Source organism: Paenibacillus sp. 481, from assembly GCF_021223605.1.
In the GTDB taxonomy this organism is placed as follows: domain Bacteria; phylum Bacillota; class Bacilli; order Paenibacillales; family Paenibacillaceae; genus Paenibacillus_B.
The window spans coordinates 4,340,819-4,358,204 of the sequence record NZ_CP075175.1; the positions used below are offsets into that span (position 1 = coordinate 4,340,819).

Below are 17,386 nucleotides of genomic sequence, written 5' to 3' on the forward strand. Positions count from 1 at the left end.
TCGTATTATGTTACTGACGTTCATAGGATGATTTAGACATTGAGGATGTACAATCGTAAAGATAAAAGGCTAAGTTTTGAACTATAGGGCCACCACTCTAGTTGATAGGTTGTGCTAGCCACTAATAAAGCTGTGGATGAACGATACAATTTGTAGATGATGGACCGTTGCGGACCGACGTTCCGTTCTGTAGGCGGATGCTGTAGATGGACAAGGATTGAAATGATGCGGAGTTCGTTATTGGCTTAAAATCGTGTGAATGGGGCGCTTTTTTAACTCTTTAGCGGATCTATGGTCCAGATTAGACGAGCAACCAATGAAGGGTTTCATTTTTCTTTGGGCTTCCGCCATTCAAGAACGAATTTTTTGATCGAAAATATGAAGAGAGGGATGTCTCACCGTCATTTTCAATGACTTTTGAGACATCCCTGTTGTTGTGTGACTTGTCAGTGTTAGTGGGGTGTGCAGGGGGATACGAGATACGGATGGGAAAACATCATCTGTTCAATGCTCGCTTGTGAAGTGATGCCGTATTGTGATGTGAGGTAGCATTGTTTATGCAATCTGGAAGACGGACCAGACGATACCTTGGTTGTTGTCTCCTCCTAGACTTAGAGCAATGGTTAGTCCATTGGCGACATATTGAAGGGCTACTGTGTCGCCGGCATTTAATGTAACGTCACCAGCTAATACAACCGAACCACTTCCTAATATAGCTCTTAGTGTGAGGACGAGTGCGACGTTTACGTTCAAGATTGGGAATTGGCTATTAATAAGTGAGGTTGAAACAGGGGTCAGACGCTGAATAACGAAAGCAGGTTCTACACCTGCACCAAGTGAAACCGAGATTGCAGCTGTTGTCGAATAGTTTACCGTGGCTTTCATGGCGTATCTGCCCGTAACTGGCACGGTGAATATTCCTGTTGCTGCGTTGAAGTTCGGGCTGCTGAAGTAAGGGCTTGCTGTAGACCAGTTTGTCAGTGTGGAACTGGCGCTTAAGGATAGTGCGGTGATGAGCGCCGAGAATCCATTTGTTCCGAATTCTGGTCCTGTAGCGCCCGTAGCGCCCGTGGCACCAGTAGCTCCGGTAGCGCCAGTCGCGCCCGTGGCACCAGTCGCACCAGTCGCGCCGGTAGCGCCTGTTGCGCCGGTAGCACCAGTCGCGCCTGTTGCGCCGGTAGCGCCCGTGGCACCAGTCACGCCGGTAGCGCCAGTCGCGCCGGTAGCACCGGTAGCGCCTGTTGCGCCGGTAGCGCCGGTAGCGCCCGTGGCACCAGTAGCACTAGTAGCGCCAGTCGCGCCAGTCGCGCCGGTAGCACCAGTCGCGCCCGTGGCACCAGTAGCGCCAGTAGTGCCGGTAGCGCCGGTAGCGCCCGTGGCACCAGTCGCGCCTGTGTCGCCCGTGACCCCGGTGGCACCCGTAGCGCCAGTGTCGCCAGTCGCACCAGTAGCGCCCGTGGCACCAGTAGCACTAGTAGCGCCAGTCGCGCCCGTGGCACCAGTAGCACCCGTGCCGCCCGTAGCGCCAGTGTCGCCAGTCGCACCAGTAGCGCCCGTGGCACCGGTAGCACCAGTCGCCCCAGTAGCGCCGCCCGATGGTCCTGTAGCCCCTGTAGTGCCTGTAGCTCCAGTTTCGCCGGTAACACCAGCGCCAGTAGCCCCCGTAACGCCCGTGCCGCCCGTCGCGCCGGTGGCCCCCGTAGCGCCAGTAGCTCCAGAGCCGGTAGCGCCCGTGTCGCCAGTAGCGCCGGTAACGCCCGTGCCGCCCGTCGCGCCGGTGGCCCCCGTAGCGCCAGTAGCTCCAGAGCCGGTAGCGCCCGTGTCGCCAGTAGCGCCGGTAACGCCCGTGCCGCCCGTCGCGCCGGTGGCCCCCGTAGCGCCAGTAGCTCCAGAGCCGGTAGCGCCCGTGTCGCCAGTAGCGCCAGTAACGCCCGTAGCACCGGTAGCGCCTGTGGCACCCGTAGCCCCAGCGCCGGTAGCGCCCGTGTCGCCAGTAGCTCCGGTAACGCCGGTAGCGCCGGTAGCGCCCGTGGCCCCCGTAGCGCCAGTAGCTCCGGTAACGCCCGTGTCGCCAGTAGCTCCGGTAACGCCCGTAGCGCCGGTGGCCCCCGTAGCGCCGGTAGCGCCCGTAACGCCCGTAGCGCCGGTGGCCCCCGTAGCGCCCGTGTCGCCAGTAGCCCCAGCGCCGGTAGCGCCGGTGGCCCCCGTAGCGCCCGTGTCGCCAGTAGCCCCAGCGCCGGTAGCGCCCGTGTCGCCAGTAGCGCCAGTAACGCCCGTAGCACCGGTAGCGCCTGTGGCACCCGTAGCCCCAGCGCCGGTAGCGCCCGTGTCGCCAGTAGCTCCGGTAACGCCGGTAGCGCCGGTAGCGCCCGTGGCCCCCGTAGCGCCGGTGGCCCCCGTAGCGCCCGTGTCACCAGTAGCCCCAGCGCCGGTGGCCCCCGTAGCGCCCGTGTCGCCAGTAGCTCCGGTAACGCCCGTAGCGCCCGTCGCGCCGGTAGCGCCGGTAGCGCCAGTAGCTCCGGTAGCGCCCGTGCCGCCAGTAGCTCCGGTAACTCCCGTAGCGCCGGTAACGCCCGTGTCGCCAGTAGCTCCGGTAACGCCCGTCGCGCCGGTAGCGCCAGTAGCTCCGGTAACGCCCGTCGCGCCGGTAGCCCCCGTAACGCCCGTAGCACCGGTAACGCCCGTAGCACCAGTAGCCCCCGTAACGCCCGTGCCACCCGTATCGCCCGTAGCCCCCGTAGCTCCGGTTGCACCAGTCGCGCCGGTAATTCCGGTTGGCCCCGTAGGCGTGCTTAATAGATCAATTCTAACGTTAGCTGAACCTGGCGTGACTTCAATTTCCAAAGTACTTGTATTAAACGAAAGAACATCGCCTACCCCCATCGGGGCAGTTCCCGAAGGCCCGCTCACCGAGAACAACACCGCTGGCAAGACGCCAGTTGGACCAGTTGCCCCAGCAGCACCCGTAGCACCAGTCGGTCCCACAGAAATCGGGGTCGTTAAGATAGAGTCTAGTTTATTACTTAGAATAAACTCCTTCTTCGTAATTTCGCTTAACGTACTACGAACACTTGCATTCATCTCTAAAATATCACTAATGGTAACTACTGGTGGTGTTACGCCAGGCAACGTACCAAGGACGTATTGTAGCTTTTCCCCTTCCGCATTTAAGATATGGCTAAGTCCTAGTTCTTCAAGTGCGATGGAAGAGAGCAACAAATTGATCGCGTTATCCCTTGTTATGCTGATCTGAGGCGTAATATTAGGTATGTTAGATTGTGACATACTACCTCTCCTTTCTTGGGTAATGAGCATATGATATTCGAGCACTATTCCGACGATATATCGCATCGTTTGTAGTCACACTACAATGTCTAGAATAGACTGCGTTTACTCTCACAGAATATTCACGGGCGGTACGAATGATTGGGTGAATGGATTTAAATTAGGGCTATGATTGTTGCCAGCTTGTTCGAAGCAACTTGACCTTTTTATCTGCTTTATCACCGAAGAGCCTAATCTGACATACGTATGGATATAAGTTTCAGAATGAGTCGAAACCGAAAAGAGGGGATTGTATGAGACAGCCACAGTTAGGAATCCTTATGGAATATCACAGAGGGAAGCACAAAATGGAGGAGCTTCATATTTATAAAAAAATGATTGTAGCTGGTCAAAAAATTGGTTTAGACGTGTGCTTATTTACAGCGCAGGATGTAGACTACCATAGAGATAAAATAAACGCCATTATCTATCTACCTACTTCCCAGAAGTGGGCACGAGAGTGGGTTTCTCTACCAGATATTATTTTTGATAGATGTCGGAGTCAACAACCCGTCCAACAGTTACAAGTAAAGCGGTTTCGCTACATATATGAACATCTGGTATACCTCAATCATCCCCTCCGAAACAAATGGACGCTTCACAATGTGTTATCCGAGAATCCCGAATTCAGGACGTGTCTTCCGGATACTATGCTATTTACCCGAGCTTGCGATATCAATCGAATGATAAAAAAGTCAGGAATGATTTATATTAAACCGGTGAATGGAACGGGTGGACGAGGTATTCTTCGCATTGAACAAAAAAAAGACCACCCTGCCTTTTTATTTGTAGAAGGACGGGATCGGAATCGCCGCATTATTAAACCACAGTATGTCAAATTCAATCGTCTGGGAAGGTATATGTATACATGGGTAAGGCGAGAGAGTTTCATTGTACAGCAGGGCATTCATCTAAAAATGCCTAATGGAAGGGTTCACGATTATCGCATGCTCGTGCAAAAAAATGAGTATGGAGTATGGACATTAACGGGTACAGTTGGTCGCGTTGGCGCGCGAAGAAGTGTAACGTCTAATTTACACGGTGGCGGTCATGCCGTTCCAATGAGAACGTTGCTCCAGCAATGGATCGGCCATCGCCAGCCTATTCATAGGGTACAGTACAACATGGAGAATACTGGAATCGGTATAGCGAAATTTCTTGAACGCAAATATGGCTCATTATGTGAACTGGCTTTGGACTGGGCAGTCGATAAAAATGGCCGACATTGGCTGCTAGAAGTTAACTCCAAACCTTCGCGTGAAGTCTTCCACAGTATCGGTGACGAATCTACCTACGAAAAGGCGATAACACAGCCTATCCATTATGCGAAGTGGCTTTACAACAAAATCAACTAGCAATGTGATTCTGCATGTTTCTAATGGCTTCATATATATGTAGAAATAGCGCATATCTGTGCCTAGATATGCGCTATTTACGTGATTATCGATGTGCCAAAAAATCAAAAATAAGTTTGTACACTTCTAATCATAATAAAATGAATGCCTTCATAGAATAGGTTACGTATAGCAAGTCTCATTCGCTTTGGAGGACGCTTTTTCTGACCAATAGATGTTTAAAGGAGCTGAATACCCGTGTCAATGCCTAACATTCCTGATATAAAACCTGAAATCGTCTTAAATCGTCCCGAGGTTATCAACTTGTTGCTCACTTCAATTGCGCTGGAAGAAATCGGGATGTCACATATCATTAATGCAGAAGGAGAGAAGATTCAAGCCATTCTTAAGAACTCTTGCGTCAGTTTGGATGATGCGCTGAAAATTAACAACAGTGTGGAAAAAATGTTGCGTAATATTATCAAACATCAGATGCTGCTGCAATTCAAGTTAGAAGATGTTATTTCGTTGGAAGAGCGTGATGATTTCTTTGAAGAATAATAACTGAATGATCGTGTTGAACGGGGAAGGAGGCGTACTGTGAAAATAAAGAGTGAATCTTTTTACGAAGAGCCAATCTCTAAGGAAGAAGCTGTAGCTCATTTAATTAAGGCAATTGCTTTAGAAGAAGAAGCATTGTCCAATCTAGTTAATACGGAAACAGATAAAGCAGCGGCATTTGTAGGGAAAAATCTCGATTTTCCTACAGGGCCCTCTACATCTGAAATCATCCAGTTTAATCATACGGTAATTCAGTTTTTAGATAGTTTATTAATGGCTGAATGGTTACTACTCAAAAAAATTGACATGTTAACGGGTATGCAAGACTTCCACTCCAGCTACAGTCCGATTGATAAACATCGAACAAAACATAAACAACGGACATCCCAAAACGATGACGTATTTGATTACTAAAAATCAATGAAAAAAGAGGCGTTATATCATGCTACTCTCTCTTAGCCATGATCGTGATAACTCATCCTTCAGGCTCGAACGCGCTATCTTGCATTTGGTCAGAGGGACTTTATTTAGACGCCCGATGTCGCACAGTATGGAAGCTGCTGCTTTTGAAGCTAAAATTTACTCCTTAGTTAGTTCTATCATGGAGCTGCATCGATTCCGCGATAGTCGGGAAATGAGGATACATCCCGAGGACAGAATAGGTGTTGAACCGAATGTTAGGAAAGAAAAAATTATAGCGGATATTATCGACTGTGCTCGCATTATCAAACATGAAATCAATGAGAATCCGCTTGATAACGTGATACATATGGATGTTATTATGATGAAGTTGGACGTCATTTTGAAATATCATAAAAAAGGAAAGCCCAGCACACGCCGTGATGTACGGACTTCTTCAATCAGCAGCGAGAATGAACCGTTTCTTATGGAGCAAACAGAACCAGATGTAACAGCGGATTTCGTTGACTTACCTCCAATGGAATCTGTAAACGAAAGGAAAAAAGAGGAGTTCATTACGGAGCATACTCACGTAAATAAGAAAAAGCAGTCCAGTCGATCAAGCCTACCTTATATGACCACTTTTGTTACCTCGAATGTAGGCAACGTCATGTTTAAACAAGGAAACTTTGATGACACAGGTACCTTGAATAAAGGGGAATCCGACGATGAAAGATACCAATTTATCACTGATACGCGGGAATAGTTACATGTTTGAAGGCGATTTGACGGTGGGCGTTTATTTCAATGACACTAATCGTTCGGCTGTGCTCATTGATAGTGGGGCGAACAAGGATGTTGCGAAACGAATCGAGCAATCTATCAAGCAAAAAGACTATCAGATTACGTCGATTATCGTCACGCACGGTCATCAGGCTCAACTTGGAGGAGTCAGCTATTTTAAGCAAAAATACAAAGGTTTGAAAGTATACGCCACTTCATGGACTACCCAATTTATTGAGAAACGTGCGTTGGAGGATTGGTTGTCGGGGCACATCCCCTGTATAACGAAGGAAACGGAGCACAATCAATCCCCCGATTTGATTACCGATATTGTCCCATATACGGATCATACGTTGGTCATCGATCAAGTTTCTTTCGCTGTGGTACCACTTCCAGGACACTTTCCAGGCATGGTAGGACTTATTACACCCGATCAAGTATTTTACTGCGGTGATGCTATTTTTGGAAAAAAGACTTTAAACAAGCAAAAGCTTCTGTACTATACCGATATTAAAGGTGCTAAAGCTTCCTTAAGGAAAATTGGAAAAAGAAAAACGAATGGCTATGTACTATCACATGGTGGTGTATATACGGAAGTTACTGATTTGATTCAACAGCACTTGCAACTCATTGATGAAACGTCCACCTTTATACTAGGACTTGTACGGGAGCAGCCGATGACGCTAGAAAGTATTGTTCAGCAAGTGATGAAAAAATATCAACTGCAAAATAAGTCGGCGCACTTTACTTTGGCGAACTCGATTGTCAGGTCTTATTTGACAGAGTTAAGTGATAACTCGAAATTACGAGCCACGGTTAATGACGGTCGATTACATTACTATGCTCGTTCCTCAGCGGCTTTGATTTAGAGGACTCCATTTCATAAAAGGATATAAAATGAATAACACATCGCGATAACCTCTTCACATCTATACCTGTATGGCTCAATCATACAGGTATGAACGTGAAGAGGTTATTTTAATGGGATTTCGTTCAGGAGGATTCGACTTGTCATCTCGGAACTTCGACTTTTTTCAAACAATAATTACAGTACAGGCAAATATTTTGGAGCATTCACATATATTCTTACTGCAACAGAGAAGCGTATTTTATTTTGAGCATACGGTGCTTGTAGATCGACGAACAGTGAGAATGATCGTTCACAAAAAAAGCAACTTAGAGGAGAGATCGACATGTCACAAGCTAATATTCCCAATATCACTCCGAATATAACTTTAACTAGAGATGATTCCATTAATTTATTATTGTCTTCGATCGCTTTGGAGGAATTGGGTTTAGCGCACATCATCAATGCCGAAGCAGAAAAAATACAGTACATTGTGGGTACGATTCCAGGATTGTCTACACCAGCATCATTAAGTGACTTACTGCTAGTAGATGCGAGCGTGAAGTCTATTTTGCAGGAATCTATCAAGAAAGAGATTTTGCTCAATAGCAAATTAGAAACGATAGTGTCTGTCATTCCGGGTAGCACGGGAACGGGTGGTGTCGGCCCAACAGGTCCACCAGGTCCGACAGGAGCAACGGGAGTTGGGGGTACAGGTCTGACAGGAGCGACAGGAGCAACGGGAGTCGGGGTTACAGGTCCGCCAGGTCCGACAGGAGCAACGGGAGTTGGGGGTACAGGTCTGACAGGAGCGACAGGAGCGACAGGAGCAACGGGAGTTGGGGTTACAGGCCCGACAGGCCCGACAGGAGCAACGGGAGTTGGAGTTACAGGTCCAACGGGCACCACGGGGGCTACAGGCAGTTCGGGTGTAACCGTGACTTCAAGTAGTGCCAAAGTACTGAGCTTTATTCAACAAACGGTAGCGCCCGGCGATCCTTATGTATTCGATGCCAATATTGTGATAAATGGTACCGATATTACACATGTTGTCGGTACACCAAATGTGATCCTATCTCCGAATCAGACGTATTTGATTATTAGTTATTTAGAAGGATTCCAAATGCCATCTGAAGGCATTGGTTATGCACTCCGTCTAGACGGCACGACTCTGCTAGGCAGTCATGTTGGTAATGGCGGGGCGGTTGGCGTGGAAACCCAATTATCAGGCAGCTATATTTTGACGACTGGTGCTGGATTAAATGTGCTACAAATGTACAACGATCGTGCATCTGATACGACATCGGCATCAGATGGCGTTCCGGGCGCATCTCTTACCATTGTGAGACTGTTATAACGCATGTAGAACCAAATTTTGATCGAAAAATAAAAAAAGATTGGTTCAGATAGGTAGGCTATGGTGCATAGATATAGATGAGCGAATTGAGATGAGAGGGCATAGTTGTGGAAGCAGAAACACACGGAACTGTTTACGCTTCTGGGTAGAGCAGATCCAAATTCACACATATGGATGTTGTGAATGGTGAGATGATGTTTACATTTTATTATACGAGGTGATCTGAGGATGTCCCAAGCGAATATTCCTAATATTACACCTACGATTTCGATTACAATTGGTGACTCTGTTAACCTGCTATTGGCGTCAATTGCACTGGAAGAACTTGCTCTCGCTCACATTATCAATGCTGAAGCGGAGAAGATTCAATATGTTCTGGGTACATTGCCTGGAAGTGCAGGGCTCTCTCCACCAGCTACACTCTCCAACTTGATTGCTATCGACCATAGTGTGCAAAGAACCCTCCAAGAAGTGATTAAGAAAGAGATCTTACTGCAAATTAAGCTCGACAACATTGTGAATAGCTTGCCAATCACGCCTTAAGCATTCACTTGTTGTCACAAGCTTGTACTTGTAACGATAATCTATTACTTACGTACGAACGACATGAGAATAACCCAAGACATAGGCTGAAGCAGTTATGGCACGTTCCTCATCTCGCTCGCTTAGCTCACAATTCCTATCATGAACATCAATCATTTTTTGTACAGCATTTACAAAAAAATGATTTCCTATTTTCTTTAAAGTAGGTTGCCGAAGTGTCAGGCAACCTCTTTGCTCTTCTGTTGAAGCCAGACATAAAGCGCTCATATATTACACAATGACTCGTGGGCTTTAAGTAGAGTAAACATTGTATATGGTGTGGGGGTGGTGAAGGACATGGTGAACATTTCGTTGTGCATGATTGTCAAAAATGAAGAAGGCTGTCTGCATCGCTGTCTGAGCAGTGTGAAAGATTTAGTAGATGAAATTATTATCGTAGATACCGGATCTACGGATCAAACAGTTGAAATATGCCATTTGCATGGTGCCAACGTGTTGCATTATGCATGGAATGATCATTTTGCCGAGGCTCGAAATTATGGTCTCCGGCAAGCAACAGGAGATTGGATATTATGGATGGATGCCGATGAAGTATTGGGGAGTTGTGACACTGCGCAACTCAAGCAAACACTAGCGTTGCAATCAGAGTCGATCGGTTGGATACATCTCATTAACTTTATTGGCGATACGCCCAATGAGAACGATGCTTTTCATATTGCTCATTCTCGTCTTTTCCGTAACCACATCGGATTTAAATTCAATAATTCCATCCATGAGATGCTAAATCTCGAAGAAGTACTCCCTGACTACACGCCTGCTCAACAACTTCAGCTGCCGGTAAAAATATATCATTATGGATATATGAATGAATACTTAGCAAATAAAAAGAAATCAGAGCGGAATATTCAGCTCCTGAAAAAAGAGTTAAGTAAAGAAAATCATCATCCATGGATCAAATATCATATGGCTACAGAATATTATCGAATGAAAGATTACGTTCGAGCTTTCGAATATTTAAATCTGGCTATCGTTCATTTTTTGCAAGAAGAGAAAACCCCTCCTTCCTTACTGTATAAACTGAAGTATTCAATCTTGATTACATTAGGGAGTGTCGATGGAGCATGGCAAGGTATTGATCGTGCCATACAGATGTATCCGGACTATGTGGACTTGCAATTTTATAAAGGTGTTATTTATTTTTTGAAGGAGTGGTACGGGCAGGCTATTTCTGTCTTTGAGCAATGTGTCGAGATGGGTGAAGACAATATCAAGTATTTGACGTTAAAGGGAGCGGGTAGCTTTCATGCTTGGTTTTACATCGGCTTATGCCACGAGAATCTCGGAAATGCCGACGAGGCTATTCAAGCTTACGAACATGCTCTACGACTATTTCCGGATTACATACCAGCTCTAGATAAGCTTAACCACATCATGGGATCAGCTAGCGTATAGAACACACTTCCTACTTGTGTGGATATAATCCTAACAACGTATCTGCCACGTATGAGCCTATTATTTTTCACATATAATTTATCTTGCGCTATATCGTTACCTCGTTCAAATAACAAATGATGAGTAGTAAGACGAAGGGTTATAAGGCTGTTAAGATTGGCGTCTTTATACTTGGATACATGAAGGAAAGGAACGGGGATAGTTATGGGGCTGCAACGAATATTGTTCGTGATGTGTGTCAGCAACGAAACTTTATTCCAACAGGCCAAGAGACAAATTGCTCATTTAACGGTTCCAGAAGGATTTACAGTTGAGTTATATGAGATTAGAAATGCAGCAGGTATGGCAAGCGGCTACAATAATGCGCTCCATATCGAAGCTGCATACAAAATATATATTCATCAAGATACGTTTCTTGTGCATCGAGGTATGCTACTTGAAATGGTCCAGCTCTTTCAACGGCACGCCGATCTTGGCATGATTGGACTCGCTGGATGTGCAACGTTGCCGACGAATGGAATATGGTGGGAGGGAAGCCCGCTTGTTGGCCAAGTGATCGAGCATCGGCGGGAGACATACCAGCTATTACGTTTCGATTATGGGTGGCATGAATCGTCGGATTATGTGCAAGTTCAGGCGATCGATGGCTTATTCATGGCGACTCGTGTAAACATACCGTGGCGAGAAGATTTGTTCGATGGATTTCACTTTTATGATTCTTCTCATTCTATAGAAATGCAACGCAATGGATACGTAGTAGGTGTTCCAGTGCTGCAAAGCCCATGGTGTATTCATTATAATGGCGATGAATTTGATCGCGTATCGTATGAGCGCTACCGAACTATTTTTGTTCACGAGTATATGACGATTCATTCCTGAATCGATGCTTGATACAACAATCCGTTGCAACACCAAGCTAACCGGATTCTCCTGGAAAGGATGGATGTTATGCATCAGACAGATCGTGAAAGCACCTTAGAAGGTCGCATATCCTTATGTATGATTGTCAAAGATGAATCTAAGCTGATTGGAAAATGCTTGGATAGTGTGCAAAATGTCGTAGATGAGATCATAGTCGTTGACACGGGCTCAACAGATGACACGATCGCGATTTGCGAATCGCGCGGAGCTAAAGTGTTTCCGTTGGAATGGACGGACAACTTTGCTGAGGCACGCAATTACAGCTTGCAACAAGCCACAGGGGATTGGATCTTTTGGTTGGATGCAGATGAGCATTTGGACCCGGATACGGCTCCAGCATTGCGAACTATTTTTACCGTACAAGATAATCATGTAGCGGTTATCGAGCTTATTAATTACATTGGGGAAGAAGCAAATGGGGAACACGCATTTATTGTGCATCATCATCGGTTATTTCGCAATCATAAGGGCTTTCAGTTCAATGGCGCGATTCATGAACAACTGAATGTGCATGATATTTTGGGCTCCGATTTCAACGTATATCGGTTGCCTGTTCGCGTACATCATTTCGGTTATATGGACGTGATCGTTAAAGCACGCGATAAAGCGGAGCGTAATAAGCAGATGCTGTTGCGGGAAAAACAAAAAGAAGGATATAACCCTTGGGTTGACTATCATCTTGCAAGTGAGTATTACCGTTTGGGACAGTATAAGGACGCTTACGATACGGTTAATTTGGCGATGAAGTTGTTTATCGAGCAAAGCAAGTTACCCCCATCTCTATGCTACAAATTAAAATACGATACTCTTTTGGCAAGTGGCTCCTATGAGGGAGCATGGCCATCTATTGAACGGGCCATCCAGCTATATCCCGACTATGTTGATCTTCATTTTTACAGAGGAGTCATCCTGTATCATAAGAATAAGTTCGAGATGGCATTGGACACTTTTAAACATTGTCTTGAATTAGGAGAGGGAAATTTGCAACATCTCACATTGCGTGGGATGGGCAGCTTTCATGCTTGGTACCATATCGGGCTTAGTTATGAAAAATTAGACCAGCAGCAGAACGCCATACATGCTTATGAGCAAGCGCTCGCTGCCAATGCGAAGCATGAGTTGGCGCACGAAGCGCTCGCACGACTACTTCAGCTCGCAGAGCAGGATGCCTCTGCGCTAAAGATCAGCTTGTGCATGATTGTTAAGAATGAAGAAGAAAGTTTACAGCGTTGTTTAGACAGTGTGATCGATCTGGTCGACGAGATCGTGATCGTTGACACGGGATCGACGGACAATACGAAGCAAATTGCCGCTCGCAATCAAGCTTGCCTGTATGATTTTGAATGGATAGACGATTTTGGGGCTGCAAGAAACTATGCGTTTAGTAAAGCGACGCAGGAATACATCTTTTGGTTGGATGCAGATGACATTATTGACGAGAAGGGCCGTGTCGCGTTCAGGCAATTGAAGCGTGAATTGTCACGCGACGTCACCAGTGTAAGTATGCCTTATGTGTTGACGACCAACGAGGCAGGCGATCCTTTGTTTTCGCTTAGGCGCAACCGTCTCGTGCAGCGAGCTGCTAATTTTCGCTGGATTGGCCCCGTCCATGAATATTTGGAGGTGTACGGCAACATTCAACATAGTGATATATGCGTATATCATAAAAAAGATAAACACTACACCGATCGCAATTTACGCATATATGAAAATCGTTTGGCAGCAGGTGAAGTGTTTTCAGCGCGAGACTTGTACTATTATGCTAACGAGCTGAAGGATCATGCTCGATACGCGGAGGCACTTGATTACTACGAGAAATTTTTGCAAACGAAACAAGGGTGGTATGAGGACTGTATCCAAGCTTGTCTAAAGATGGAGTCCTGCCATGAAAAGCTTAACCATGAGGAAGAGCGGCTGCCCGCTTTAGTCCGATCGTTTATATTTGATAAACCACATTCCGATATATGCTGTCAAATCGGCGAGATCATGCTGAACAAGCAGCGCATGCCAGATGCCATCTATTGGTTTGAACAAGCAACCCAACTCGCGATTCCTTCCAATCAGCTGACCATGACACAATCATCCACTTGGACATGGATTCCTCACTTGAAGCTATGTGTCGTCTACGACCAAATGGGCCAACACGAAACGGCATGCTATCACAATGAAATGGCGCTCCGCTTTATTCCTGATCATCCAAGTATGCTGTACAATCAAACGTACTTCAAAAATCTACTGGGGGAACGATTTGAACAAGTGACGGGTAGTGCTAGTGGAGGGCGAGAATAATGAAGACGAGTATGATTATACTGACTCATAACCAGTTTCATCACACTGTACTATGTCTGGAAAGCATCCGCAAATGGACCTCGGAACCGTATGAAATTATCGTGGTTGACAATGGGTCAACAGATGGATTAACGGTCATGTATTTAAAGCTTCAACCGGATGTCATTCTCATCTGTAACGACCATAATGCGGGCTTTGCTGCGGGCTGTAATCAAGGGCTAGAAGTTGCGACAGGTGAACACATCTTATTTTTAAACAATGACACCGTCGTGACTCCTAACTGGCTGACCCACCTGCTAGCTGCCTTGCATGCAAGCCCTGATATAGGAATGGTAGGTCCGCTTACGAACTATTCAAGTGGTCACCAGATCATTCCGGTTCCTTATACAGATTTATTGGATCTGAATGCATTTGCACACGAACATGGGACTCGCAATCAAGGAAAGACGACTGAAGTTCGGCGCTTGATTGGCTTTTGTTTATTAGCTAAGCGTGCGGTACTGGAAGAAGTTGGAGGCTTCGATGAAATATATGACATCGGGAATTTTGAGGATGATGATTTATGTTTGCGCGTCGCACGTGCTGGCTATCGTCTAGTCATAGCGAATGCGAGCTTTATACATCATGTCGGACACGCAACGATGAAGGAACTCCAACAGGATACGCCCCAAAATAATGTGCAATATTTAATGGGCATAAATCGGAACAAAGCGAAAGAAAAGTGGGGAGAGGACATTTTTGATTTAATTTATAAAGAGGACGCTAAGCTCACTTGCTGCGTACTTGCGGATACAGAGTCGGCTTTAATTAAGGCATTAGACTCGATTAAAGATATCGCAGATGAAATCATCGTCGTTGATATTTCAGGTGCATGCGAAGCGATATCGCAAAGCTACGCTGCTAGCTACGTGAAAGAGAAGCCAAGGAAAAGTAGGATGAAGCAGTGGGAGCGGGCAGTTCAGCAAGCAGCAGGGCCTTATATACTGCTGTTGGAAGCAGGTGAGTATGTTTCCGAGCAGGCGAGGAGAAAAATACGTGCTTTAAAGCGCTCTATTTCCCCAGATGGAGCGGTTGCTACGATGAAGTTCGAACAACGTGAAGAAGTACCTGCCACGAAGCAAGTCAGGCTGTTCCATCGATCTTTTCCGCTATCGTATTTAGATAAGCCGAAATCGTATAAGCAAGAGGTGTTGGACACGGATATTGTGATCCACTATGAATTTGATTCCCGCAAGGAGAATGCGATCCATTAATGCGAATCATGCGAAATAGGGTAACCTTCTATTTAGATGTAAATTTAGATGTGATTTTATTGGAAATTCAAAGCGCCATTATATATGCAATACCGTCTGCCCAACAAAAAGCGCAACTGTCTGCTTTGACAAGTTGCGCTTTTGTACGTATTCGATTACGTGTTCGCGTACTTCTGACGCAACTCTGCCCACTGAAGATGCAACGTATCATACTGGTCTGTAGTTCCTTTCGGGAACAAGATTCCTAAGCCAGCAGAGTGTGCAAACTCAAGGGAAGGGTATTGTGCTGTTAACTCTCCCCATAACTTCCATACACCGAATCCGAATCCGTGTATCGAAATATCATGAAACAATACGATGCCGTTCGGAGCAACTTTAGGAAGCCATGTTTCATAATCATGCTTGACCGCTTCATATTGATGAAATCCATCAATGTGAAGTAAATCGATGGAGCCATCCTCGAATTGCTCCAACGCTTCGTCAAACGTCGTACGCAGCAAGTGGGAAAAGTGAGGATATAAGGTAGAGGATATGGAGGATATCGTATCATACACTTCATTATTGTATTGTCCGGTATGTCCATCGCCAACCCATGTGTCCACCGCATAGCACGAAGTAGGCAATGCTCCGTCCTTCACCGCTTGGCACATGCTAAAAAAGGACGCACCCCAATGTGTTCCTAATTCCACGAATAATCGAGGACGATAAAAGCGAATGAGATCATAGCTGAAACGACGATGTCCTACCCAAGCAGAGTGCTGCAAAGTACGTGCATCGATATGTTCATATTCAAAGGTAGGGCTAAATGGATTCCAGTCCGTCATAATTCACCTTCTTACCCTTGTTTTCGAAATGGTTCGGAATTGAACCTGACGTTCATCTTTATCATAACTATGTATATGAAGGTGTGAGGAGATCAGTACAACATATTTTGGCAAACCAACGACTAAGCGTGGGAGGTGCTTATTTTTGTTAATATTTCATTTTCGATGCTATAAACCCCTTTACCTTCAGTAGCTTCCAGCCGTCCGTGTCGAAAATAAATACAAGTAGCCTCGTCTATTCCATAATTCAAATGATCGCTAAACGTGCTGACAGCGTGCCGTAAATGAGCTTCCTCGTTCCATTCTGTAAAGTGTACCGCAATCAGTACATCAGCAATTAACCCTAATCCTTTTCGATGTTGGAACACGCCTTCCACATTATCATGAGGCGAAATCACACATCGTTCTGGGCTGATTAATGCTCCCGCTGAAAAACCCGCAATAGGAACACCACGTTCATATCGTTCTTTAATGGTGTTCGAAATGGACGTCTCAACAATGTAATCCGCATATAAATTCGTATCCCCACCCCCAATGATAATGCCGGAACTACGGTCTAGACATGCAATGACCTGCTCTATTGGCGTAGTAGGTAGAGGTAAGAAGTAGAATTTACTTACGCCTAAATCTCTTAAGGCTTGAGTATAGCGCGGCATATATTCTTCCCACCCGCTTCTATCTACGCATAATATCGAAACGGGGCCCTCCGTTTGGGCCGCTTCTACAAACCGTCTGGCCATATGCGATGTAAATGGAGGGCCACCTCCAAACAGAAATAAATGTGTATCCATCTGATCACCTTCTCATTTGTATCGTTCAACTTAGTCTGTAGCTCTGCTATTCCACTCATTTGAAATCTCTCATTATCGAAGGATGTTCTTATAATTGTTCTAACGGACGTAGCGTAACAAAACGGTGATTCCATATATGTTCATGGTGCTGAATAATCGCTGTTGCCTCTAGACAAGCACTATTGAGTGTACTGTGGGTGTGCTTGTATAAGATGTTATGTTGATAACCTAAACTGTAAGCAGCCCGAATGGTCGTATCTAAGCAGAACTCGGTTTGGGCCCCTGCAAAAATAAGCTGTTCGATGCGGTTATGAGTTAAATAATCCAACAGGGGTGTGTTATAGAAGGCATCCCATTTTGTCTTTTTGATGATGGTATCGGAATCAGACATCCGTAAGTTTCGATGAAGTTTCCAGTTGTCTTTGCCTTCAAATAGTGCACCTTGTTCATTTGGATCGGTATGTTGAATAAAGATGACGGGGATGTGTTGTTGACGCGCATGATTAATTAATAGGTTCACATTTTCAAGCAACTGATTGTGATCATGTAGGAAATATTGGGGTTCATTAAAGAAAATTTCTTGCATATCAACGACAATTAAAGCTTGTTTCATTGTGGATCACATCCTCTGTTTCTTATTTATTATAACAAAAAATAGCACCATAGCATCTGTATTGTTATCCATAAAAGACTTCGCATCATGTCATG

The 17,386-nt window shown here is 45.7% G+C and carries 15 protein-coding genes; 11 read left to right on the forward strand and 4 right to left on the reverse strand.

Annotated elements, in window-relative coordinates; all coding sequences use genetic code 11:
- Positions 1 to 555 precede the first annotated feature (555 nt).
- Positions 556 to 3,285 (reverse strand): alpha-helical endospore appendage domain-containing protein, encoded by a 2,730-nt coding sequence (locus KIK04_RS19005; RefSeq protein ID WP_232275158.1) that lies wholly within the window; start codon positions 3,283 to 3,285, stop codon positions 556 to 558.
- A 374-nt stretch (positions 3,286 to 3,659) separates the two neighbouring features.
- On the opposite strand from KIK04_RS19005, the gene KIK04_RS19010 reads away from it, so the two are divergent.
- The 11 genes from KIK04_RS19010 (at position 3,660) to KIK04_RS19065 (ending at position 15,063) form a co-directional block, all read left to right on the forward strand.
- On the forward strand, positions 3,660 to 4,679 hold the full coding sequence (locus KIK04_RS19010; protein ID WP_232278816.1) for a YheC/YheD family endospore coat-associated protein: 1,020 nt from the start codon (positions 3,660 to 3,662) through the stop codon (positions 4,677 to 4,679).
- 237 nt (positions 4,680 to 4,916) lie between these two features.
- A complete protein-coding gene (locus KIK04_RS19015) occupies positions 4,917 to 5,219 on the forward strand; it encodes an alpha-helical endospore appendage domain-containing protein (protein WP_232275159.1) in 303 nt (100 codons plus the stop codon).
- A 39-nt stretch (positions 5,220 to 5,258) separates the two neighbouring features.
- The gene (locus KIK04_RS19020; protein ID WP_232275160.1) at positions 5,259 to 5,633 is read left to right on the forward strand and encodes an alpha-helical endospore appendage domain-containing protein; all 375 of its coding nucleotides are present in this window, start codon (positions 5,259 to 5,261) and stop codon (positions 5,631 to 5,633) included.
- A gap of 28 nt (positions 5,634 to 5,661) precedes the next feature.
- The gene (locus tag KIK04_RS19025) at positions 5,662 to 6,384 is read left to right on the forward strand and encodes a hypothetical protein (protein WP_232275161.1); all 723 of its coding nucleotides are present in this window, start codon (positions 5,662 to 5,664) and stop codon (positions 6,382 to 6,384) included.
- A complete protein-coding gene (locus tag KIK04_RS19030) occupies positions 6,347 to 7,270 on the forward strand; it encodes an MBL fold metallo-hydrolase (protein ID WP_232275162.1) in 924 nt (307 codons plus the stop codon). The genes KIK04_RS19025 and KIK04_RS19030 overlap by 38 nt, the downstream gene beginning before the upstream one ends.
- 324 nt (positions 7,271 to 7,594) lie before the next feature.
- Positions 7,595 to 8,605 (forward strand): alpha-helical endospore appendage domain-containing protein, encoded by a 1,011-nt coding sequence (locus tag KIK04_RS19035; protein ID WP_232275163.1) that lies wholly within the window; start codon positions 7,595 to 7,597, stop codon positions 8,603 to 8,605.
- Positions 8,606 to 8,833: 228 nt separating this feature from the next.
- On the forward strand, positions 8,834 to 9,148 hold the full coding sequence (locus KIK04_RS19040) for an alpha-helical endospore appendage domain-containing protein (RefSeq protein ID WP_232275164.1): 315 nt from the start codon (positions 8,834 to 8,836) through the stop codon (positions 9,146 to 9,148).
- 336 nt (positions 9,149 to 9,484) lie between these two features.
- Positions 9,485 to 10,600: a glycosyltransferase gene (locus tag KIK04_RS19045; protein ID WP_232275165.1), complete on the forward strand. Its 1,116-nt coding sequence runs from the start codon at positions 9,485 to 9,487 to the stop codon at positions 10,598 to 10,600.
- Positions 10,601 to 10,804: 204 nt separating this feature from the next.
- Positions 10,805 to 11,479: a glycosyltransferase family protein gene (locus KIK04_RS19050; protein ID WP_232275166.1), complete on the forward strand. Its 675-nt coding sequence runs from the start codon at positions 10,805 to 10,807 to the stop codon at positions 11,477 to 11,479.
- Positions 11,480 to 11,548: 69 nt separating this feature from the next.
- Positions 11,549 to 13,810, forward strand: a complete 2,262-nt coding sequence (locus KIK04_RS24325; RefSeq protein ID WP_332329982.1) for a glycosyltransferase — start codon at positions 11,549 to 11,551, stop codon at positions 13,808 to 13,810.
- Positions 13,810 to 15,063 (forward strand): glycosyltransferase family 2 protein, encoded by a 1,254-nt coding sequence (locus tag KIK04_RS19065; protein WP_232275167.1) that lies wholly within the window; start codon positions 13,810 to 13,812, stop codon positions 15,061 to 15,063. The genes KIK04_RS24325 and KIK04_RS19065 overlap by 1 nt, the downstream gene beginning before the upstream one ends.
- Before the next feature lie 155 nt (positions 15,064 to 15,218).
- On the opposite strand, the gene KIK04_RS19070 is transcribed toward KIK04_RS19065, so the two are convergent.
- The 3 genes from KIK04_RS19070 to KIK04_RS19080 all read right to left on the reverse strand — a co-directional run bounded on the left by KIK04_RS19070 (position 15,219) and on the right by KIK04_RS19080 (position 17,291).
- Positions 15,219 to 15,887, reverse strand: coding sequence for a class I SAM-dependent methyltransferase (locus KIK04_RS19070; RefSeq protein ID WP_232275168.1), 669 nt, complete (start codon positions 15,885 to 15,887; stop codon positions 15,219 to 15,221).
- Between the two features lie 122 nt (positions 15,888 to 16,009).
- On the reverse strand, positions 16,010 to 16,678 hold the full coding sequence (locus tag KIK04_RS19075) for a Type 1 glutamine amidotransferase-like domain-containing protein (RefSeq protein ID WP_232275169.1): 669 nt from the start codon (positions 16,676 to 16,678) through the stop codon (positions 16,010 to 16,012).
- 88 nt (positions 16,679 to 16,766) lie between these two features.
- Positions 16,767 to 17,291: an isochorismatase family protein gene (locus KIK04_RS19080; protein WP_232275170.1), complete on the reverse strand. Its 525-nt coding sequence runs from the start codon at positions 17,289 to 17,291 to the stop codon at positions 16,767 to 16,769.
- Between the last annotated feature and the right edge of the window lie 95 nt (positions 17,292 to 17,386).